Here is a 16,144-nt window from a genome sequence, read left to right as displayed (position 1 = left end):
GTCTTTCCTTTTCAGCCTCGCATTTCGCGCGTTTCCCGCCGATCGACGCTTCTCCCACCGCCGTACAGCAGCAGCCGGACTCTCCATGCACCTCAAGGACCTCAAGAAAAAAGCGCCCGCCGAACTCGTCACCATGGCTGAGGAGCTTGGCGTCGAGAGTGCGTCGACATTGCGCAAGCAGGATCTGCTCTTCGCGATCCTCAAGGCTCAGGCCGAAAACGGCGATCAGATCATGGGTGTCGGCACGATCGAGGTGCTGCCCGACGGGTTCGGCTTCCTGCGCTCGCCCGAGGCGAATTACCTGGCCGGCCCCGACGACATCTATGTCTCGCCCAATCAGGTCCGCAAATACGGACTTCGCACCGGCGATACGGTCGAGGGTGAAATCCGCGCACCCAAGGATGGCGAGCGCTATTTCGCGCTGACCCGCCTCGTGTCGGTCAATTTCGATGATCCCGACGCAGTACGTCACCGCGTAAACTTCGACAACTTGACCCCTCTCTATCCCGAGGAAAAGCTCCGGCTCGACACGCTCGACCCGACGGTCAAGGACAAGTCGGCGCGTGTGATCGACATCGTCGCGCCCCAGGGCAAGGGCCAGCGCGCGCTCATCGTCGCGCCGCCTCGCGTCGGCAAGACCGTGCTGCTCCAGAATGTCGCCAAGGCGATCACCGACAATCATCCCGAAGTCTTCCTGATCGTGCTGCTCATCGACGAGCGGCCCGAGGAAGTCACCGACATGCAGCGCTCGGTGAAGGGTGAAGTCATCAGCTCGACCTTCGACGAGCCGGCCTCGCGCCACGTCCAGGTCGCCGAAATGGTGATCGAAAAGGCCAAGCGCCTCGTCGAACACAAGAAGGACGTGGTGATCCTGCTCGACTCGATCACCCGTCTCGGCCGTGCCTACAACACCGTCGTGCCCAGCTCGGGCAAGGTGCTGACCGGCGGTGTCGACGCGAATGCCCTCCAGCGCCCGAAGCGCTTCTTCGGTGCCGCACGCAACATCGAGGAAGGCGGTTCGCTCTCGATCATCGCCACCGCACTGATCGACACCGGCAGCCGTATGGACGAAGTGATCTTCGAAGAGTTCAAGGGTACCGGTAACTCGGAAATCGTCCTCGACCGCAAGGTGGCGGACAAGCGCATCTTCCCGGCGCTCGACGTCGGCAAGTCGGGTACCCGCAAGGAAGAGCTGCTCGTCGAAAAGTCCAAGCTCACCAAGATGTGGGTGCTGCGCCGCATTCTCATGCAGATGGGCACCGTCGATGCGATGGAATTCCTTCTCGACAAGATGAAGGATTCGAAGACCAACGACGACTTCTTCGACTCGATGAACCAGTAAGCCGGCGGTGCGGACGGCGACGTCCGCGCCCCGCGGCGGCCGAGCGTCGTTACGCCCGCACGGGCTATGCGCCTCGTGCGCTTCGGTTTAGGGGAGGGGCATGATCGACCTGTTCCTCACCGCCGCTGCCGCCAGCACCGGGATCGGCTCGCCTGCCGATATCTGGGGCCACATCGTCGCCGATTTCGCCAATCTGGACAGTCCCAAGGCGCTGTCGGCCTTTCTTCAGGTCGTTCTCATCGACATCACGCTCGCCGGCGACAATGCGATTGTCGTCGGTGCGCTCGCCGCCGGTTTGCCCGCGGATCAGCGCCGCAAGGTCATCCTGATCGGCATCGCCGCGGCGCTCGTGCTGCGCATCGTATTTGCGCTGGTCACCAGCTTCTTGCTCGGAATCATCGGCCTGGTCTTTGCCGGCGGGGTGCTGCTGCTGTGGGTCGCGTGGAAGATGTATCGCGAACTTCATCCGCCGCGGGGGGCTGAGACGCCCGACGATCCCAGCGATGATGATGTCTCGGGTATCCGTCCGGCGAAGAGCTTTGTCGGCGCGGCCTGGGCGGTGGCGCTTGCCGATGTCAGCATGAGCCTGGACAATGTCCTGGCGGTCGCGGGTGCCGCGCGCGAGCATCCGGGTATCCTGATCATCGGGCTGCTGCTCGCCGTCGCGTTGATGGGGGTCGCGGCGAACGTCATCGCCAAATATATCGATCGCTACAAATGGATCGCCTATGTCGGGCTGACCGTCATCGTTTATGTTGCGGGCAAGATGATCTATGAGGGGCTTACCGACCACAAGATCGGGCTGCTTCAGCTTTTCGCCTGATGCGATGAGAAAAGGGCCGGGAGCATCGCTCGCCAGCCCTTTTTCATGCGTGTCGCAGCTTCCGCTCAGCCAAGATGCTCGGCGAAGAAGTCGCGCGTGCGCTGATCGGCCTGTTGTGCCGCAGCCTCCGAACGGCGCTTGCCCATCTCGGCGGCAAAGCCGTGGTCCTCGCCCGGATAGTCGATCAGCGTCACCCGCGGGTGATCGTCAAGCCCGGCATGCATCTTGGCCTGCACGTCGGGCGTGACGAAGTGATCGGCGCCCGCGATATGGAGGAGCAGCGGCTTGGCGATGGCGTGTTTCTCGTCGAGCAGATTGTCGATGCCCACACCGTAATAACCGACCGATGCGTCAATATCGGTCCGTGCCGCCGTCATATAGGCCAGCCGCCCGCCAAGGCAGTAGCCGACGACGCCGACCTTGCCTTCGGCACCGATACGCGCGCGCGCCGCATGGATGCTCGCCTCGATATCGGCGATGCCCAGATCCTGGTCGAACTTCCCCATCAGGGCGAGCGCACGCTGGAACTGATCAGGGACATCGGGATCGAGTTCGACGTTCCGCTCGATCCGCCAGAACAGGTCGGGCGCGATCGCCAGATATCCCTCCGCGGCCCAATCGTCGCACTTCTTGCGGATTCCCGGGTTCACACCGAAAATCTCCTGGATGACGATCACCGCAGCACGCGGCGTTCCTGCCGGCTCGGCAAGATAGGCGTCGAACGCATCCTTGCCGTCGCGCGTCTCCACACGGATCATACCCGTCATAGCAACGTTCCTCTCGCATGATGCCGCTCGTGATCGAGCAGCCAGAGCTTGGTCGCGGGTCCGTCGCCCGCCGAATAATGACCCAGTGCGCCGTCCGCGCCGAGCACCCGATGGCACGGCACGACGATGGGGAAGGGGTTGCGCGCACAGGCCTGGCCGATCGCTCGTGCGCTCGATCCGATCTGGTGGGCGAGCATCCCGTAGCTGATGGTCATGCCGTATTCGATTGAGACGAGCCCGGCGCGCATCGCCGCTCCGCGCCGGGTCGTTGCAGGGGCTAGCGGCACGTCGAACTCGGTTCGTTCGCCCGCCAGCCACTGCGCGATCTGCTCGGCGCCCCGTCGCACGGCATCCGCACTGCCGCATCGCTCGGCGCCGCCATCGGCGAGAATCATGATCCGATGGAGTTGCGCGTCGTCGCCCTCGATGCGGATGGCGCCGATGGGCGTTGCGATCAGGGCGTGGTCGCGCGCATACATGGCGATGGCCCTAGCAGTGCGCATGGGGCCCCCTCAAGCGGAGAAGCGGCGATGAAGATCAATGTCGAGGTCGAATGCACGCCCGAGGAAGCGCGTCGTGCCATGGGGTTGCCCGACCTCTCGCCGGTTCATGAACGCTATATCGCGATGATGGTCGAGGCGATCGACAAGCAGGGTAGTCCCGAAGCGTTCGAGGCGCTGCTTCGCAATTGGGCGCCGATGGGCGAGGCGGGGATGAAGCTGTGGCGCGGGCTGTTCGAGGCGAGCACTGGCGGGGGCACCAAGTCGGGCAGCTGAGCGATGGATACGATTTTCGCGTTGTCGAGCGGGACGCTCCCCGCCGGGATTGCAGTGGTGCGCATCAGCGGCCCCGACGCCTTTGCCGCGGCGCAGGCGCTGGCAGGAAGTCTGCCCGAGCCTCGCCGCGCCGCCGTCCGGGCGCTGCGCGACGCGGATGGCACGCTGCTCGACCGCGGTCTGGTGCTGTGCTTCCCCGGGCCGGCAACCGCGACGGGCGAAGATCTGTGCGAGCTGCATCTGCATGGTGGACGCGCGGTGGTCCGCGCGGTCGAGGCGGCGTTGGCGCGTCGGCCGCGGTTGCGTCAGGCCGAGCCGGGGGAGTTTACGCGCCGAGCGCTGATGAATGGGCGCATCGATCTCAGCGAGGCCGAAGGGCTGGGCGACCTGCTGACCGCAGAGACGGAGGCGCAGCGGCGGGTCGCATTGCGTGCGGCCGAAGGCGGAATCCGACGTGAGGTCGAGCAATGGACCGCTGCGGCACTCGGGATATCGGCGGCAGTCGAAGCCGTGCTCGATCATGGCGATGAGGCTGACGTCGTCGATACCGGCGGGGACGATCCGCTTCCGGCCTTGCGCGCGCGTTCTGCGGAATTGGCGGGCGCGATCGCTGCCGTCGTGGCGCGGCCACCTGTCGAACGACTGCGCGACGGGTTTCGAGTCGTGCTGGCGGGGCCGCCCAACGCGGGCAAGTCGACGCTGCTCAACGCGCTCGCCGGACGCGAGGCGGCCATTGTTTCGCCGCTCGCGGGCACGACGCGCGACCGGATCGAGGTGCCGGTTTCACGTGGAACGTTCGCCTTCGTCTTTATCGACACCGCAGGCCTGCACGATGCACCCACCGATGTCGTCGAGGCGATCGGGATCGATCGCGCGCAGGACGCAATCGCTGCCGCCGATCTAGTGCTCTGGCTGGGCGACGGGCCGCCGCCGCAGCATCCGGGGTTGGTGCGCGTGTATCCGCGCGCCGATCTGCCCGAGCGGAAGGGCGGCGGAAGCGGCGATGCCGTGCGCGTCTCGGCGGCAACGGGGGCGGGGGTCGACACGCTCTGGGCCGAAATCGAGCGACGGGTTGCACCGCTCGCGCCGCCGCCGAATCTGCCCGCGCTCAACCAGCGCCAGCGTGCGCTCGCAAGTCAGGCGGCCGATGCACTGGACCGCGCCGCCGCGTTGACCGACCCGCTGCTGTTTGCCGAGGAGGTGCGCGCGGCCCTGCGCAGCTTTGACGCGATCACCGGGCGGGCCGGGGTCGAGGCAATGCTCGATGCGCTGTTCAGCCGCTTCTGCATCGGCAAATAGGCCCCCGAGTTTCACGTGGAACAGCGTGGCGCGGGCGAACGCTTTTGACGTTCGCCTCGTCACCCGCTAAGCGCCGGAACACATGCAATTCGATGTCATCGTGATCGGTGGCGGCCATGCCGGTACCGAGGCAGCGGCCGCCGCCGCGCGCCGTGGGGCGCGCACTGCGTTGCTCAGCTTCGACCTTGCGAAGCTGGGCGCGATGTCGTGCAACCCCGCGATCGGTGGTCTCGGCAAGGGGCATCTGGTCCGCGAGGTCGACGCCTTTGACGGTCTGATCGGCCGCGCCGCCGATGCTGCGGCAATCCATTACCGGATGCTCAATCGGTCCAAGGGCACCGCCGTTCAGGGGCCGCGCGTCCAGGCCGATCGTCGGCGCTATGCGGGCGCCATCCAGGCAATGCTTGCGGCGCAGCCGGAGCTGACGCTTGTTGCGGGTGAGGCTGCGGCGCTGATCGTCAACGGCGGGTGCGTCGTCGGGGTGCGGCTGCGCGACGGAACGGCGTTGGCGTCGCGCGCGGTTGTACTCGCTACCGGCACCTTCTTGGGCGGTCGCATTTTTCGCGGCGAAGAGCAGCTCGAGGGAGGGCGGATCGACGAAGCGGCGGCGACTGAACTCGCGGCGCAGTTGCGCGAACTCGCCCTGCCGATGGCGCGGCTGAAGACCGGCACGCCGCCACGGCTGGACGGGCGGACGATCGACTGGGCGCGCCTTGCCGAACAGCCTTCGGATGTCGAGCCCTGGACGATGTCGCCGATGACGTCGCGGCGACTGCTGCCGCAACTTCATTGCGGCGTGACGCGGACGACGCTCGCGACGCACGACGCGATCCGCGCGGGGCTCGATCGGTCGCCGTTGTTCAGCGGTGCGATCGAGGGGCAGGGGCCGCGCTATTGCCCTTCGATCGAGGACAAGATTCACCGCTTCGGCGATCGTGACGGTCATCAGGTTTTCCTCGAACCCGAAGGGCTCGACACGCCGCTCGTCTATCCGAACGGGCTTTCGACCTCGCTGCCTGTCGACGTGCAGGGGGCGATGATTGCCTCGATTCCGGGGCTCGAGCAGACGAGCATCGTCACACCAGGCTATGCGGTCGAATATGACTATATCGACCCGCGCGCGCTCGACGCGACGCTCGGTCTGGCTGCCATGCCCGGCTTGTTCTTCGCCGGCCAGATCAACGGCACGACCGGTTACGAGGAAGCGGCGGGGCAGGGGCTGGTTGCCGGCATCAACGCGGCGGGTCACGCGCTCGGGCTCGCACCCTTGGTGCTTGATCGTGCCACCAGCTATCTGGGCGTGATGATTGACGACCTCGTCCTCCACGGCGTTACCGAGCCCTACCGGATGCTTACCGCCCGCGCCGAGTTCCGGCTCCGACTTCGCGCCGATAATGCCGAAACCCGGCTTGGCCCCATTGCGGACGAAGCGGGTGTGCTGGGTGCTGAACGGCGGGCGCGGCTTGAAGCGCGCACGGCGACGCGCGCGCTGCTCGATCGTCATTATGCCGTACCCGTCACCGCCTCGGCGTTGCGCGCGCGCGGCGCCGACGTCGCGCTCGACGGCGGACGGCGATCGGCGCGCGACTGGCTACGCTTTCCCGCGGTCACGCTCGCGCATTTGGGGCCGCAGCCCGATGTCGATCCGGATCTGCTCGCCGAGTTTGTCGAAGACGCGCGCTATGCGCCCTATCTCGAACGCCAGGCTGCCGACGTTGCTCAACTTCGCGCGAATGACGCCATCGTGCTTCCGGAGGCGCTGGACTATGCTGCCATCCCCGGCCTGTCGAACGAGATGGTCGAGCGCCTCGGCGCGGCCCGTCCCGCAACGCTCGGGGCCGCCGCCCGCGTTCGCGGGATCACCCCCGCGGCGCTCTCGGCGATCCTGCTTCATGCGCGGCGGCCGCGGCCATGACCGAGGCTGAAGCCCGTCGCTGGATCGCGGACCGGTTCGGCGTTTCACGTGAAACGGCGGTCGCTGCCTTCGGTGAAATGCTGCTCGAAGAGGCGCGCCACCAGAACCTGATCGCCGCCTCGACCTTCGAGACGCTGTGGACCCGACACCTGCTCGATTCGGCGCAGCTTGTCCCGCTGGCGGAGGGGGCAGGCGCGGGCGCGTGGCTTGATATCGGCAGCGGCCCCGGTCTGCCCGGGCTTGTCGTCGCGCTGCTCACCGATCGCCCGATCGTGCTGGTCGAACCGCGAGCGAAGCGCGTCGACTTCCTTCGGCGCGCGAGCGACGCTCTGGGTCTTACCGCGCGCGTGACGCTCGTGCAGGGCAAGATCGAAGGCTGGTCGGCCCCGGCGCCGGCGGCGGTGATCTCTGCACGTGCGGTCGCAGCATTGCCGGCGCTGCTCGCTGCAGCGCGACATTGTGCGAGCAAAGATACCGTCTGGTTGCTGCCGAAAGGCCGCAATGCACAATCAGAGGTGGAAGCCGCGCGCGCGAAGTGGCAAGGTCGGTTCCACGTGGAGCCAAGCCTCACGGAAATGGAATCCGGAATCGTGGTGGCCCGGGGGGTTCAGCCAAGATGATCTGCATTGCGATCGCCAATCAGAAGGGCGGCGTCGGCAAGACGACGACTGCCATCAATGTCGGCACCGCGCTGGCCGCGACCGGCAAGCGCGTGCTGCTGATCGACCTTGATCCTCAGGGCAATGCCTCGACCGGGCTGGGAATCGGCCGGGCCGAGCGCGAGTATTCGACCTATGACCTGCTCGTCAGCGACGCCAATCTTGAGGACGTTGCCGTGCCGACCAAGGTGCCCGGCCTCGATATCGTTCCGGCGACCCAGGATCTGTCGGGGGCCGAAATCGAACTGATCGAGTTCGATGCCCGCACGCACCGCCTCGATGCCGCGGTCGCCCGCCATCAGGGTGGACGCTGGGACGTGGTGCTGGTCGATTGTCCGCCGTCGCTGGGGCTGCTGACGATCAACGCGATGGTCGCCGCACACGCGCTGCTCGTGCCGCTCCAGTGCGAGTTCTTCGCGCTCGAAGGGTTGAGCCAGCTGCTCACCACCGTTGAACGGATTCGCAGCCGCTTCAATCCGGGCCTGTCGATCCTGGGCGTTGCGCTGACGATGTACGATCGTCGCAATCGCCTGACCGATCAGGTCTCGGACGATGTTCGGGCCGTATTGGGGCGAGTGGTGTTCGACACGGTGATTCCGCGCAACGTGCGTCTCTCCGAAGCGCCGAGCCACGGCGTTCCCGCGCTGATCTATGACCACAAGTGCGCCGGCTCCGAAGCCTATATCGCGCTCGCCCGCGAAGTCATCGAACGCCTGCCCAAGCTGAAGAAAGCCGCATGACCGATTCCGCAGCCGCCCCTCGCAAACCGCGTCCCGGCCTTGGCCGCGGGCTTTCGGCACTGCTCGGCGAATCGGTTCCCGAAGCGCCGATCAGCCGCGGCGGTGAGGCGGAGACGCCCGCCGGCGTGCGGATGCTGCCGGTCAGCGCGCTCGCGCCGCATCCCGATCAGCCGCGACGTCATTTCGATGAGGCCGCGCTCGAGGAACTCGCCCAGTCGATCGCCAAGCGGGGCGTGATCCAGCCGATCGTCGTTCGCCCGCACGGCCACAGCTATCAGATCGTTGCCGGCGAACGCCGCTGGCGGGCGGCGCAAAAGGCGCGGCTGCACGAAATCCCTGTGCTCGTCCGCGACCTCAGCGACGCCGACACGATGGAAATCGCGCTGGTCGAGAACATCCAGCGCCAGGATCTCAACGCGATCGAAGAGGCCGAGGCCTATGCCCGGCTGATCCGCGAATTCGGCCATACGCAAGAGGCGCTCGCGCGGCTCGTCCACAAATCGCGCAGTCACGTCGCCAATCTGATGCGTCTGCTCGATCTGCCGCAGCCGGTGCGCCAGCTCGTGATCGACGGCGAGATCGAGATGGGGCACGCCCGCGCGCTGATCGGCGCGCCCAATGCCGAAAAGCTGGCGCGGATGGTCGCCGACAAGGGGCTTTCGGTACGCGAGGCCGAAAAGCTTGCGCGCGAGGCCAAGCCCTCCAAGCGCAAGGCGGGAGCCGAAGCGGCGGCGCCGCGCGATGCCGATCTTGCCGCGCTCGAGGCGCAGCTCGGCGACGTCCTCGGCCTCAAGGTTCAGGTGAACCATTCGGCCAAGGGCGGCACGCTGGTCATCAGCTATTCGACGCTCGATCAGCTCGACATGGTTTGCCAGCGGTTGACCGGCGAGGGGATCTGACGCCGGCCCACGTCGCCGTGCGATGTTTCATGTGAAACATCGCCAACGGGCGGGCCAGGCGCCGTTCCCTCTCTGTTCGAATGGCGCTAAAGGCAGGCGATGGCCGCGCCGCCGATCCGCAAGATCATCCATGTCGACATGGACGCCTTTTTCGCGTCGGTCGAACAGCGCGATTGTCCCGAACTGCGCGGCCGCCCGGTTGCGGTGGGCCATGCCGGTGCGCGCGGCGTCGTCGCGGCGGCAAGCTATGAGGCGCGTCGCTTCGGCGTTCGCTCGGCACTGCCTTCGGTCACGGCGTTGCGGCGATGTCCCGACCTGCTGTTCGTTCCGCCGCGGTTCGACGTCTATCGCGCCGTGTCGCGTCAGATCCACGCGATCTTCGCCGACTATACCGATCTGATCCAGCCGCTCTCGCTCGACGAGGCCTATCTCGACGTCACGGCCAACCGGCGCGGCATCGCCACCGCCTGGGCGACCGCGAAGGAGATCCGGGCGCGCATTCTCGACGAGACCGGGCTGACCGCGTCGGCAGGGATTTCATACAACAAGTTTCTGGCCAAGCTCGCGTCGGATCACCGCAAGCCCAATGGCCAGTTCGCGGTGACTCCGGAAATGGGGCCCGCCTGGGTCGAAACGCTGCCGGTCGCCCGCTTTCATGGCGTCGGGCCGGTGACCGCGCGGCGGATGCACGCGCTGGGGATCGAGACGGGTGCCGATCTGCGCGCCTGCTCGCTGGCGTTCCTCGCCGAACATTTCGGCAGCTCGGCCGCCTGGTACCATGCCATTGCCCGCGCCGAGGATGATCGGCCCGTCGAGGCGCATCGCCAGCGCAAGTCGAGCGGTTCCGAGGTGACGCTGCCTGCCGACACGCGCGACTCGCAAGCAATCGAGTCCGCGGTCGTCGCCGAGGCCGATTCGGTCTGGGCCTGGTGCGAAAAGGCCCAGATCTTCGGCCGCACCGTGACGGTGAAGATCAAATATGCCGACTTTCAGCAGATCACGCGCAGCCGCAGCTTCGCGCTACCGGTGGATTCGCGCGAAGGGCTCCACCGGGCGGCATGCGCATTGCTGCACAGCGTGCTGCCCGCCGCGAAGGGGATTCGCCTCGTCGGCGTCACCGTCTCGAACCTCGAACCGGGCGCTGCCGGACAGACCGAAGGCCTGCCGCTGTTCGACGGGCTCAGTCGTCGTTGAAGAGCAGGCGATAGCTGCATCCCGCGAGAACGGCGCCCGGGTGCGAACTGACGGTCGAGACGTTGAGGCTGATCTGAATCCGCCCCTGGAACGCGGGGCTGCCGCCGTCGAACGGCGAATCGGTGACAATCCGCTCGCCCATGAACTTGGTCGGTCCGGCAACGACCGGCTTGATGCCCAGCGTGCGGGCCAATGCCGCAGGGTCGCCGTCCGCGAAGATCGCGAGCATGCCCGAACTGGTGAGCGCGATCCGGTTGGTCGTGCGCCCGAACACCTCAATCGGCCGGTCGGTGCGGTATTCGGCCAGAAAGGGATTGCGCGATTCGATCTTGTGAACGCCATAGCGACGCCACGCATCGGGATTGTCGTGGAACCACAGACCAAAGCCGTTCCAGCTTGGCAGGTCGCTCTTGCACGCGATCAGGTCGGTGAGCGGCAAGGCAGAGGGATCGAAGCCTTCCTCGTCCGCGGCGCCGCTCCCCGCGAGCAGCAAGGCGGCGACCGCCGCCGACAGCATCCCGTTCACTGCGCGTCGGTCGGTACGAGGAACAGGATCGCCAGGTCCCGCGTCGGGCGCCAGTTTGCCTTGCGCATCTCGAACCGCGTCGCATCGAGCTTGCGGACGCCGTCGCCGCAGAAACTCACCAGGTCCCGTGGATTTTCCTTGTCGATCACAAGGCGAAAGCTGCCGATCGGCTTCTTCCAGTTGGCGCCGGTGGTCAGCACATAATCGACCCACTGCTCGGTAAACGGCTCCTCGCGCGTCTGGCGCGCGCGGCGCACCGCCGCGATCAGGCTGGCGTCGGCGCAATAACGCTGCACCGTTTCCGCGCCATAGGGCGTGCCCAGCCCCGTCGCGACGGTACCGCCGACCGACGGGGTATAGCGATGCTCGACCGTGATCGGACGCCCGGCAGGAAAGGTCTGCATCCAGTGATAGGTGGCCCGCATCGACCAGATCGGCGCGTCGTCCTCGCTCAGCAGCTTCAGCCGCTGTCCCTCGGCCCGCTCGGCGGGAGTCAGCCGTGCGATTGCCGCTTCGGTCGCGGCCAGGTGCGGGGCGATCGGCACATGGTGCGCGCGCAGCCACGCGGTCTGCTCGCGACCGCCGGCAAAGGCGCGCTGTTCCAGTTCGGCCTGCACGCGCTTGCCGTCGACCTCGGTCGCAAAGCCCAGGAAATTGTCCGAATCGGGCTGCGGTACCGATACGTCCTGATAGTTGAGCACCTCGCCTTCCAGCACCGGCATCGGAAAGGCGACGCGGACGGTCACGTCGCGCCCGCTCGTATTGGCGAACACATAGCGTACCCGCACCGCCTTGCGCGAAATGAACAGATCCTCGCTGCGCATCTCGATCGCATCGGTACGGGTCAGCTCAAGCCCGCCGGCGGCGAGCTGCGCGGTCGTGTCGTTGGCAAGCGCGGGCGCTGCGGCGGCGAGCAGCAGTCCGGCGATCAGGAGAGGGCGCAAACGGGGTCTCCGAAGCTGGCGGCGGAACAGGAGTCCGGGCTAGCCTGCTTTGCGCCCGCTTGGAATCACCCCGTCCCGCGAATCGTCGCATCGCGCCGGGTGCGGGGCGAGGGGGGCGGGACGGTCAGCCGCGTGCCCGTGCTGCGGCGCGCGCGATCGTCGTACATTCGGCTTCGGCGAGCACTTCGCCGGCGCTGCCCGAATGCATCAGGTTGCGCTCGGTCTCGCGGAGCCGGTCGATGGCGCGCGCGATCTGTGGCGCGCTCCAGCGGCGCAGCGCGCGGCCAGTCGCGGCCTTTTCCTTGAAGAAGACGCGGTGCTTTTCCAGCACCGATTCGATCGTGCCGCCCTGGTCCAGGTCGGCGCGCATCTCGGCCAACGTCATCAGTCGCCGCACCAGCTGGCGCAGCAACGGAATCAGCGAGCCGCCGCCCTCACGCAGCGCCGCGAGCTCCTTGCCCAGCGCATCGAGCCGCCCGTCGAGGATCGTCGCGATCGTCGCGAACAGTTCGGGCTCGCCCAGCGCCGCGCCGATCGCGTCGAGCGCGTCGTTGTCGGCGTCGCGCGGCGCCTCAGGGCTGGCATCCAGATAGAGCGCCAGCTTCTCGATCTCGCGCGTCAGCACCGCGCGATCGCCGCCGGTCGCCGCGATCAGCCGATGCGGCACGTCGCCCAGCAGCCGCAGCCCGTGGTCGCGCGCGATCGTCGTCGCCATCCGGGCGGCTTCGGGGCCTTCGGGAATATAGCAGGCAAAGGCCGCCGCCACCGGCGATCCGATCGCCGTCTTGACGAGCTTGCTCGTCGTCTTGAGCCCGGGGCCAATCGCGACCACCGGATTGCCTGCCTGTTCGGCGGCAAGCAGCAGCGCGATCGCCTCGCTCGCGCCGTCATCCACCGGCTGGATGCGGATCAGCCGTGCACCGCCGAACAGCGAAAAGGCCGCGGCCTCATCCGCCAGCTTTCCCGGCTGGTCGCGCAGCGCACGCGGCTCGATGTCGACGCGTTCGACGTCGGAGCCAAGCGCGCGCGCCAGCCGGTCGGCCAGGTCGGCTGCGCCGGCCTCGTCGGGACCGTGGAGCAGATAGAGGCGAGTGCGAGGATCGGGTTTGTCGACGGCGGCGCGGATCTGCGACGCGTTGAGCTTCATCGCGCGGGGGCCGTTCCCGCCGGCGTCGCGGGGGCAGCCCCCGAACGGGCATAGCGCGCGATCCGCCCGACGATCTGGTCGGCGACAATGCCGGACAGCCGTTCAAGCGCGGTGCGCTCGGCCGCGATCGTCGCATATTCCGATCCGACGACGTCGATGCCCGCGTCCGATCCCGCCGTCGCGTCGAGCACCACCGCGCCGTTCGCCAGGTCGATCAGCTGATAGCGCGCGCGCAGCGTCCGTCGCTCGCGCGCGACGCTGTCGTCCGATCGGACGCCCAGGCCGCCGATCTGGTCGTCGAGCCGCACCTGGAGCCGGTAACGCGGCGTCTGCGCATTGCCCAGATGGATGCGATCACGCAGCGCGTTGGCGACGAGCCAGCCCGACTGGCCCTCGATCGGCGCCACCTCGACGCCCGACAACAGCGACTGCACGCGCCCGCCTTCGCCGCCCTCGTACAGCGGATGAAAGCCACAGCCGGTCAGCGCAAGCGCGACAGCGGCGAGGGGGACGAACCGCTTCATGCGACGATGTTCACCAGTCGGTCGGGCACGACGATCACCTTGCGCGGAGCCTTGCCTTCGAGCAGCCGGACGATCTTGTCCGCCGCCAGCGCCGCGGCCTCCACCGTCTCGCGTGCGGCGCCCTTGGGCATTACCAGCGTGTCGCGCAACTTGCCATTCACCTGGATTGCGATCGTCACTTCGTCGTCGATCAGCAGCGCCGGGTCGACCGCGGGCCATTCGGCATCGGCGATCAGGCCCGTCTCGCCCATCGCCGCCCAGGCCTCTTCCGCAATGTGCGGCACCATCGGCGCGACGACGCGGACCAGCGTGCGGATGGCGGCGGTACGCGACGCGGAGGGCTTGGCCTTCTCGATCGCACCGGTCAACTCATAGAGCTTGGCGACGGCCTTGTTGAAGGTCAGCGCCTCGATGTCCTCGGCGACGCCGGCGATCGTGCGGTGGAGCTTGCGGTCGAGATCCTTGTCCTCGCCCTCGGCTGCCTCCAGCCCGTCGAACAGGCGCCACAGCCGGTTGACGAAGCGCCAGGCGCCTTCGATGCCGCTCTCGCTCCATTCGAGGTCGCGCTCGGGCGGGCTGTCGGAGAGCACGAACCAGCGGGTCGCGTCCGCGCCATACTGGTCGACGATCTCGGTCGGATCGACGGTGTTCTTCTTCGACTTCGACATCTTTTCGACGCGGCCGACGATCACCTCGGCGCCGCTGTCGGTCAGATAGGCCGATCCGTCGGCGCGGAACGAGACCTGGCGCGGCTCGAAATAGACTTTCCGCTCCAGCCCCTCATGCTCTTCGAGCTGATAATAGCTGGCGTGCGTCACCATGCCCTGGGTGAACAGCCCCGCGAACGGCTCGGCCACGTCGATGCGGCCGATATGGCGCAGCGCGCGGGTGAAGAAGCGGGCGTAGAGCAGGTGCAGAATCGCATGCTCGACGCCGCCGATATACTGGCCGACCGGCAGCCACTGCTCGGCCACCGCCTTGTCGAACGGCTTGTCCGAGGGCTGGCTGGCGAAGCGCAGGAAATACCAACTCGAATCGACGAAGGTGTCGAGCGTGTCGGTCTCGCGTCGCGCGGGCTTGCCGCACTTCGGGCAATCGACATGCTTCCAGGTCGGGTGGCGATCCAGCGGGTTGCCGGGGATGTCGAACGAGACGTCCTCGGGCAGCGTGACCGGCAGCTGGTCCTTGGGCACGCCGACGGGGCCGCAATCCTCGCAATGGATGATCGGGATCGGGGTGCCCCAGTAACGCTGGCGGCTGACGCCCCAGTCGCGCAGGCGCCACACGGTGCTGCCTTTGCCCCAGCCGCCTTCCTCGGCGCGGCGGATCACTTCGCGCTTGGCATCGACGACGTCCATGCCGTCGAGGAAGTGCGAGTTCACCAGCGTGCCGGGGCCGGTATAGGCCTCGGTGCCGTCGAACTTGGGATCGGTCTTGTCGCCTTCGGAGACGACGCGGCGAATCGGCAGATGGTATTTGGTCGCGAATTCGAAGTCGCGCTGGTCATGCGCCGGCACGCCGAACACGGCGCCGGTGCCATAATCCATCAGCACGAAGTTCGCGATGTAGACCGGAATTTGCCAATTGGAATCAAAGGGATGCTGCGCGGTGAGCCCGGTGTTCCAGCCGAGCTTTTCCTGCGTCTCCAGCTCGGCGGCGGTGGTGCCGCCCTGCTTGCAGCGCTCGATGAACGCCTGGACCTCGGGGTTGCCCGCCGCGAGCGCTTGCGCGATCGGATGGTCCGCCGCGATCGCGACGAAGCTTGCGCCGAAGATCGTGTCCGGGCGCGTGGTGTAGACGGTCAGCCCTTCGCCGTTCGACAGGCTCCAGGTAAACTGCAGGCCTTCGGATTTGCCGATCCAGTTTTCCTGCATCAGCTTCACCTTGTCCGGCCAATGCTCGAGGCCCTTCAGCCCTTCGAGCAGGTCGTCGGCGAAATCGGTGATCTTGAGGAACCACTGGTTGAGCTTGCGCCGCTCGACCAGCGCGCCCGAGCGCCAGCCGCGCCCGTCGATCACCTGCTCGTTGGCGAGCACGGTCATGTCGACGGGGTCCCAGTTGACCGCGCTTTCCTTGCGATAGACCAGGCCGGCTTCATACAGGTCGAGGAACAGCGCCTGTTCCTGGCCGTAATAGTCGGGCTCGCAGGTGGCGATCTCGCGCGTCCAGTCCAGCGCGAAGCCGAGGCGCTTGAGTTGCGCCTTCATCGTCGCGATGTTCTGGCGGGTCCAGGCGCCCGGATGGACCTTCTTTTCCATCGCGGCATTTTCGGCCGGCATGCCGAAGGCGTCCCACCCCATCGGATGGAGCACTTCCATGCCCTTCATCCGGCGGAAGCGCGCCAGCACGTCGCCCATCGTGTAGTTGCGCACATGGCCCATATGGATGCGCCCCGAAGGATAGGGGAACATCTCGAGCACATAGGACTTGGGCTTGGGGCTGTCGTCGCGGGCGGCAAAGGTGCGGCGATCGTCCCACACCTTCTGCCAGGCGGCGTCCGCCTTGAGCGGATTGAAGCGCGACACGCGGGTACTTCCTTCGTGATGATTGGAAAACGGGGCGGGGCGGCACGGCGCCCCGCCGAACAGG

16 protein-coding genes are annotated in these 16,144 nt (G+C 67.0%); 9 read left to right on the top strand and 7 right to left on the bottom strand.

The features are described from left to right. Positions 1-85 precede the first annotated feature (85 nt). Together rho and ACT3CF_RS00245 are read left to right on the top strand one after the other, a co-directional pair. A complete protein-coding gene (gene rho, locus ACT3CF_RS00250) occupies positions 86-1,342 on the top strand; it encodes a transcription termination factor Rho (protein WP_478419710.1) in 1,257 nt (418 codons plus the stop codon). Between the two features lie 100 nt (positions 1,343-1,442). After that, positions 1,443-2,165 carry a TerC family protein gene (locus ACT3CF_RS00245; protein WP_478419709.1) on the top strand — a complete coding sequence of 241 codons (723 nt, stop codon included), beginning with the start codon at positions 1,443-1,445 and terminating at the stop codon, positions 2,163-2,165. A 65-nt stretch (positions 2,166-2,230) separates the two neighbouring features. Here ACT3CF_RS00245 and ACT3CF_RS00240 read toward each other — a convergent pair whose 3' ends face one another. Further along, positions 2,231-2,932 carry a dienelactone hydrolase family protein gene (locus ACT3CF_RS00240; RefSeq protein ID WP_478419707.1) on the bottom strand — a complete coding sequence of 234 codons (702 nt, stop codon included), beginning with the start codon at positions 2,930-2,932 and terminating at the stop codon, positions 2,231-2,233. Continuing rightward, a complete protein-coding gene (locus tag ACT3CF_RS00235; RefSeq protein ID WP_478419706.1) occupies positions 2,929-3,411 on the bottom strand; it encodes a methylated-DNA--[protein]-cysteine S-methyltransferase in 483 nt (160 codons plus the stop codon). The genes ACT3CF_RS00240 and ACT3CF_RS00235 overlap by 4 nt, the downstream gene beginning before the upstream one ends. A gap of 51 nt (positions 3,412-3,462) precedes the next feature. Between ACT3CF_RS00235 and ACT3CF_RS00230 the strand changes: the two genes are divergently transcribed. The 7 genes from ACT3CF_RS00230 (at position 3,463) to dinB (ending at position 10,414) form a co-directional block, all read left to right on the top strand. Beyond that, entirely contained in the window at positions 3,463-3,708 is a 246-nt protein-coding gene (locus tag ACT3CF_RS00230; RefSeq protein WP_478419705.1) for a DUF6489 family protein, read from the top strand. A 3-nt stretch (positions 3,709-3,711) separates the two neighbouring features. Continuing rightward, positions 3,712-5,007, top strand: coding sequence for a tRNA uridine-5-carboxymethylaminomethyl(34) synthesis GTPase MnmE (gene mnmE, locus ACT3CF_RS00225; protein ID WP_478419704.1), 1,296 nt, complete (start codon positions 3,712-3,714; stop codon positions 5,005-5,007). Between the two features lie 82 nt (positions 5,008-5,089). Beyond that, a complete protein-coding gene (mnmG, locus tag ACT3CF_RS00220; protein ID WP_478419703.1) occupies positions 5,090-6,922 on the top strand; it encodes a tRNA uridine-5-carboxymethylaminomethyl(34) synthesis enzyme MnmG in 1,833 nt (610 codons plus the stop codon). Then, positions 6,919-7,542: a 16S rRNA (guanine(527)-N(7))-methyltransferase RsmG gene (gene rsmG / locus ACT3CF_RS00215; protein WP_478419702.1), complete on the top strand. Its 624-nt coding sequence runs from the start codon at positions 6,919-6,921 to the stop codon at positions 7,540-7,542. The genes mnmG and rsmG overlap by 4 nt, the downstream gene beginning before the upstream one ends. Next, positions 7,539-8,321, top strand: a complete 783-nt coding sequence (locus ACT3CF_RS00210; RefSeq protein ID WP_478419701.1) for a ParA family protein — start codon at positions 7,539-7,541, stop codon at positions 8,319-8,321. Before rsmG ends, ACT3CF_RS00210 begins: the two co-directional genes overlap by 4 nt. Beyond that, positions 8,318-9,220 (top strand): ParB/RepB/Spo0J family partition protein, encoded by a 903-nt coding sequence (locus ACT3CF_RS00205; RefSeq protein WP_478419700.1) that lies wholly within the window; start codon positions 8,318-8,320, stop codon positions 9,218-9,220. Before ACT3CF_RS00210 ends, ACT3CF_RS00205 begins: the two co-directional genes overlap by 4 nt. Positions 9,221-9,319: 99 nt before the next feature. Then, a complete protein-coding gene (gene dinB, locus ACT3CF_RS00200; RefSeq protein ID WP_478419699.1) occupies positions 9,320-10,414 on the top strand; it encodes a DNA polymerase IV in 1,095 nt (364 codons plus the stop codon). On the opposite strand, the gene ACT3CF_RS00195 is transcribed toward dinB, so the two are convergent. From ACT3CF_RS00195 to leuS, 5 genes are all read right to left on the bottom strand, one after another. After that, positions 10,401-10,940 carry a hypothetical protein gene (locus tag ACT3CF_RS00195; protein WP_478419698.1) on the bottom strand — a complete coding sequence of 180 codons (540 nt, stop codon included), beginning with the start codon at positions 10,938-10,940 and terminating at the stop codon, positions 10,401-10,403. The genes dinB and ACT3CF_RS00195 overlap by 14 nt on opposite strands. Beyond that, positions 10,937-11,884 (bottom strand): DUF4424 domain-containing protein, encoded by a 948-nt coding sequence (locus tag ACT3CF_RS00190; protein WP_478419697.1) that lies wholly within the window; start codon positions 11,882-11,884, stop codon positions 10,937-10,939. Before ACT3CF_RS00190 ends, ACT3CF_RS00195 begins: the two co-directional genes overlap by 4 nt. 124 nt (positions 11,885-12,008) lie before the next feature. Then, positions 12,009-13,031 carry a DNA polymerase III subunit delta gene (holA, locus tag ACT3CF_RS00185; RefSeq protein ID WP_478419696.1) on the bottom strand — a complete coding sequence of 341 codons (1,023 nt, stop codon included), beginning with the start codon at positions 13,029-13,031 and terminating at the stop codon, positions 12,009-12,011. Next, entirely contained in the window at positions 13,028-13,555 is a 528-nt protein-coding gene (lptE, locus tag ACT3CF_RS00180; protein WP_478419695.1) for an LPS assembly lipoprotein LptE, read from the bottom strand. Before lptE ends, holA begins: the two co-directional genes overlap by 4 nt. Further along, a complete protein-coding gene (leuS, locus tag ACT3CF_RS00175; RefSeq protein WP_478419694.1) occupies positions 13,552-16,080 on the bottom strand; it encodes a leucine--tRNA ligase in 2,529 nt (842 codons plus the stop codon). The genes lptE and leuS overlap by 4 nt, the downstream gene beginning before the upstream one ends. Positions 16,081-16,144: the final 64 nt, after the last annotated feature.

The organism is Sphingomonas chlorellae, assembly GCF_056485145.1.
Note: the sequence above shows the minus strand (reverse complement) of the source record. Positions and strands in the feature narration are given on the sequence as shown.

Coding starts and splice junctions, on each gene's coding strand:
- rho (WP_478419710.1), top strand. CDS start 86: ATGCACCTCAAGGACCTCAAGAAAAAAGCGCCCGCCGAACTCGTCACC.
- ACT3CF_RS00245 (WP_478419709.1), top strand. CDS start 1,443: ATGATCGACCTGTTCCTCACCGCCGCTGCCGCCAGCACCGGGATCGGC.
- ACT3CF_RS00240 (WP_478419707.1), bottom strand. CDS start 2,932: ATGACGGGTATGATCCGTGTGGAGACGCGCGACGGCAAGGATGCGTTC.
- ACT3CF_RS00235 (WP_478419706.1), bottom strand. CDS start 3,411: ATGTATGCGCGCGACCACGCCCTGATCGCAACGCCCATCGGCGCCATC.
- ACT3CF_RS00230 (WP_478419705.1), top strand. CDS start 3,463: ATGAAGATCAATGTCGAGGTCGAATGCACGCCCGAGGAAGCGCGTCGT.
- mnmE (WP_478419704.1), top strand. CDS start 3,712: ATGGATACGATTTTCGCGTTGTCGAGCGGGACGCTCCCCGCCGGGATT.
- mnmG (WP_478419703.1), top strand. CDS start 5,090: ATGCAATTCGATGTCATCGTGATCGGTGGCGGCCATGCCGGTACCGAG.
- rsmG (WP_478419702.1), top strand. CDS start 6,919: ATGACCGAGGCTGAAGCCCGTCGCTGGATCGCGGACCGGTTCGGCGTT.
- ACT3CF_RS00210 (WP_478419701.1), top strand. CDS start 7,539: ATGATCTGCATTGCGATCGCCAATCAGAAGGGCGGCGTCGGCAAGACG.
- ACT3CF_RS00205 (WP_478419700.1), top strand. CDS start 8,318: ATGACCGATTCCGCAGCCGCCCCTCGCAAACCGCGTCCCGGCCTTGGC.
- dinB (WP_478419699.1), top strand. CDS start 9,320: ATGGCCGCGCCGCCGATCCGCAAGATCATCCATGTCGACATGGACGCC.
- holA (WP_478419696.1), bottom strand. CDS start 13,031: ATGAAGCTCAACGCGTCGCAGATCCGCGCCGCCGTCGACAAACCCGAT.
- lptE (WP_478419695.1), bottom strand. CDS start 13,555: ATGAAGCGGTTCGTCCCCCTCGCCGCTGTCGCGCTTGCGCTGACCGGC.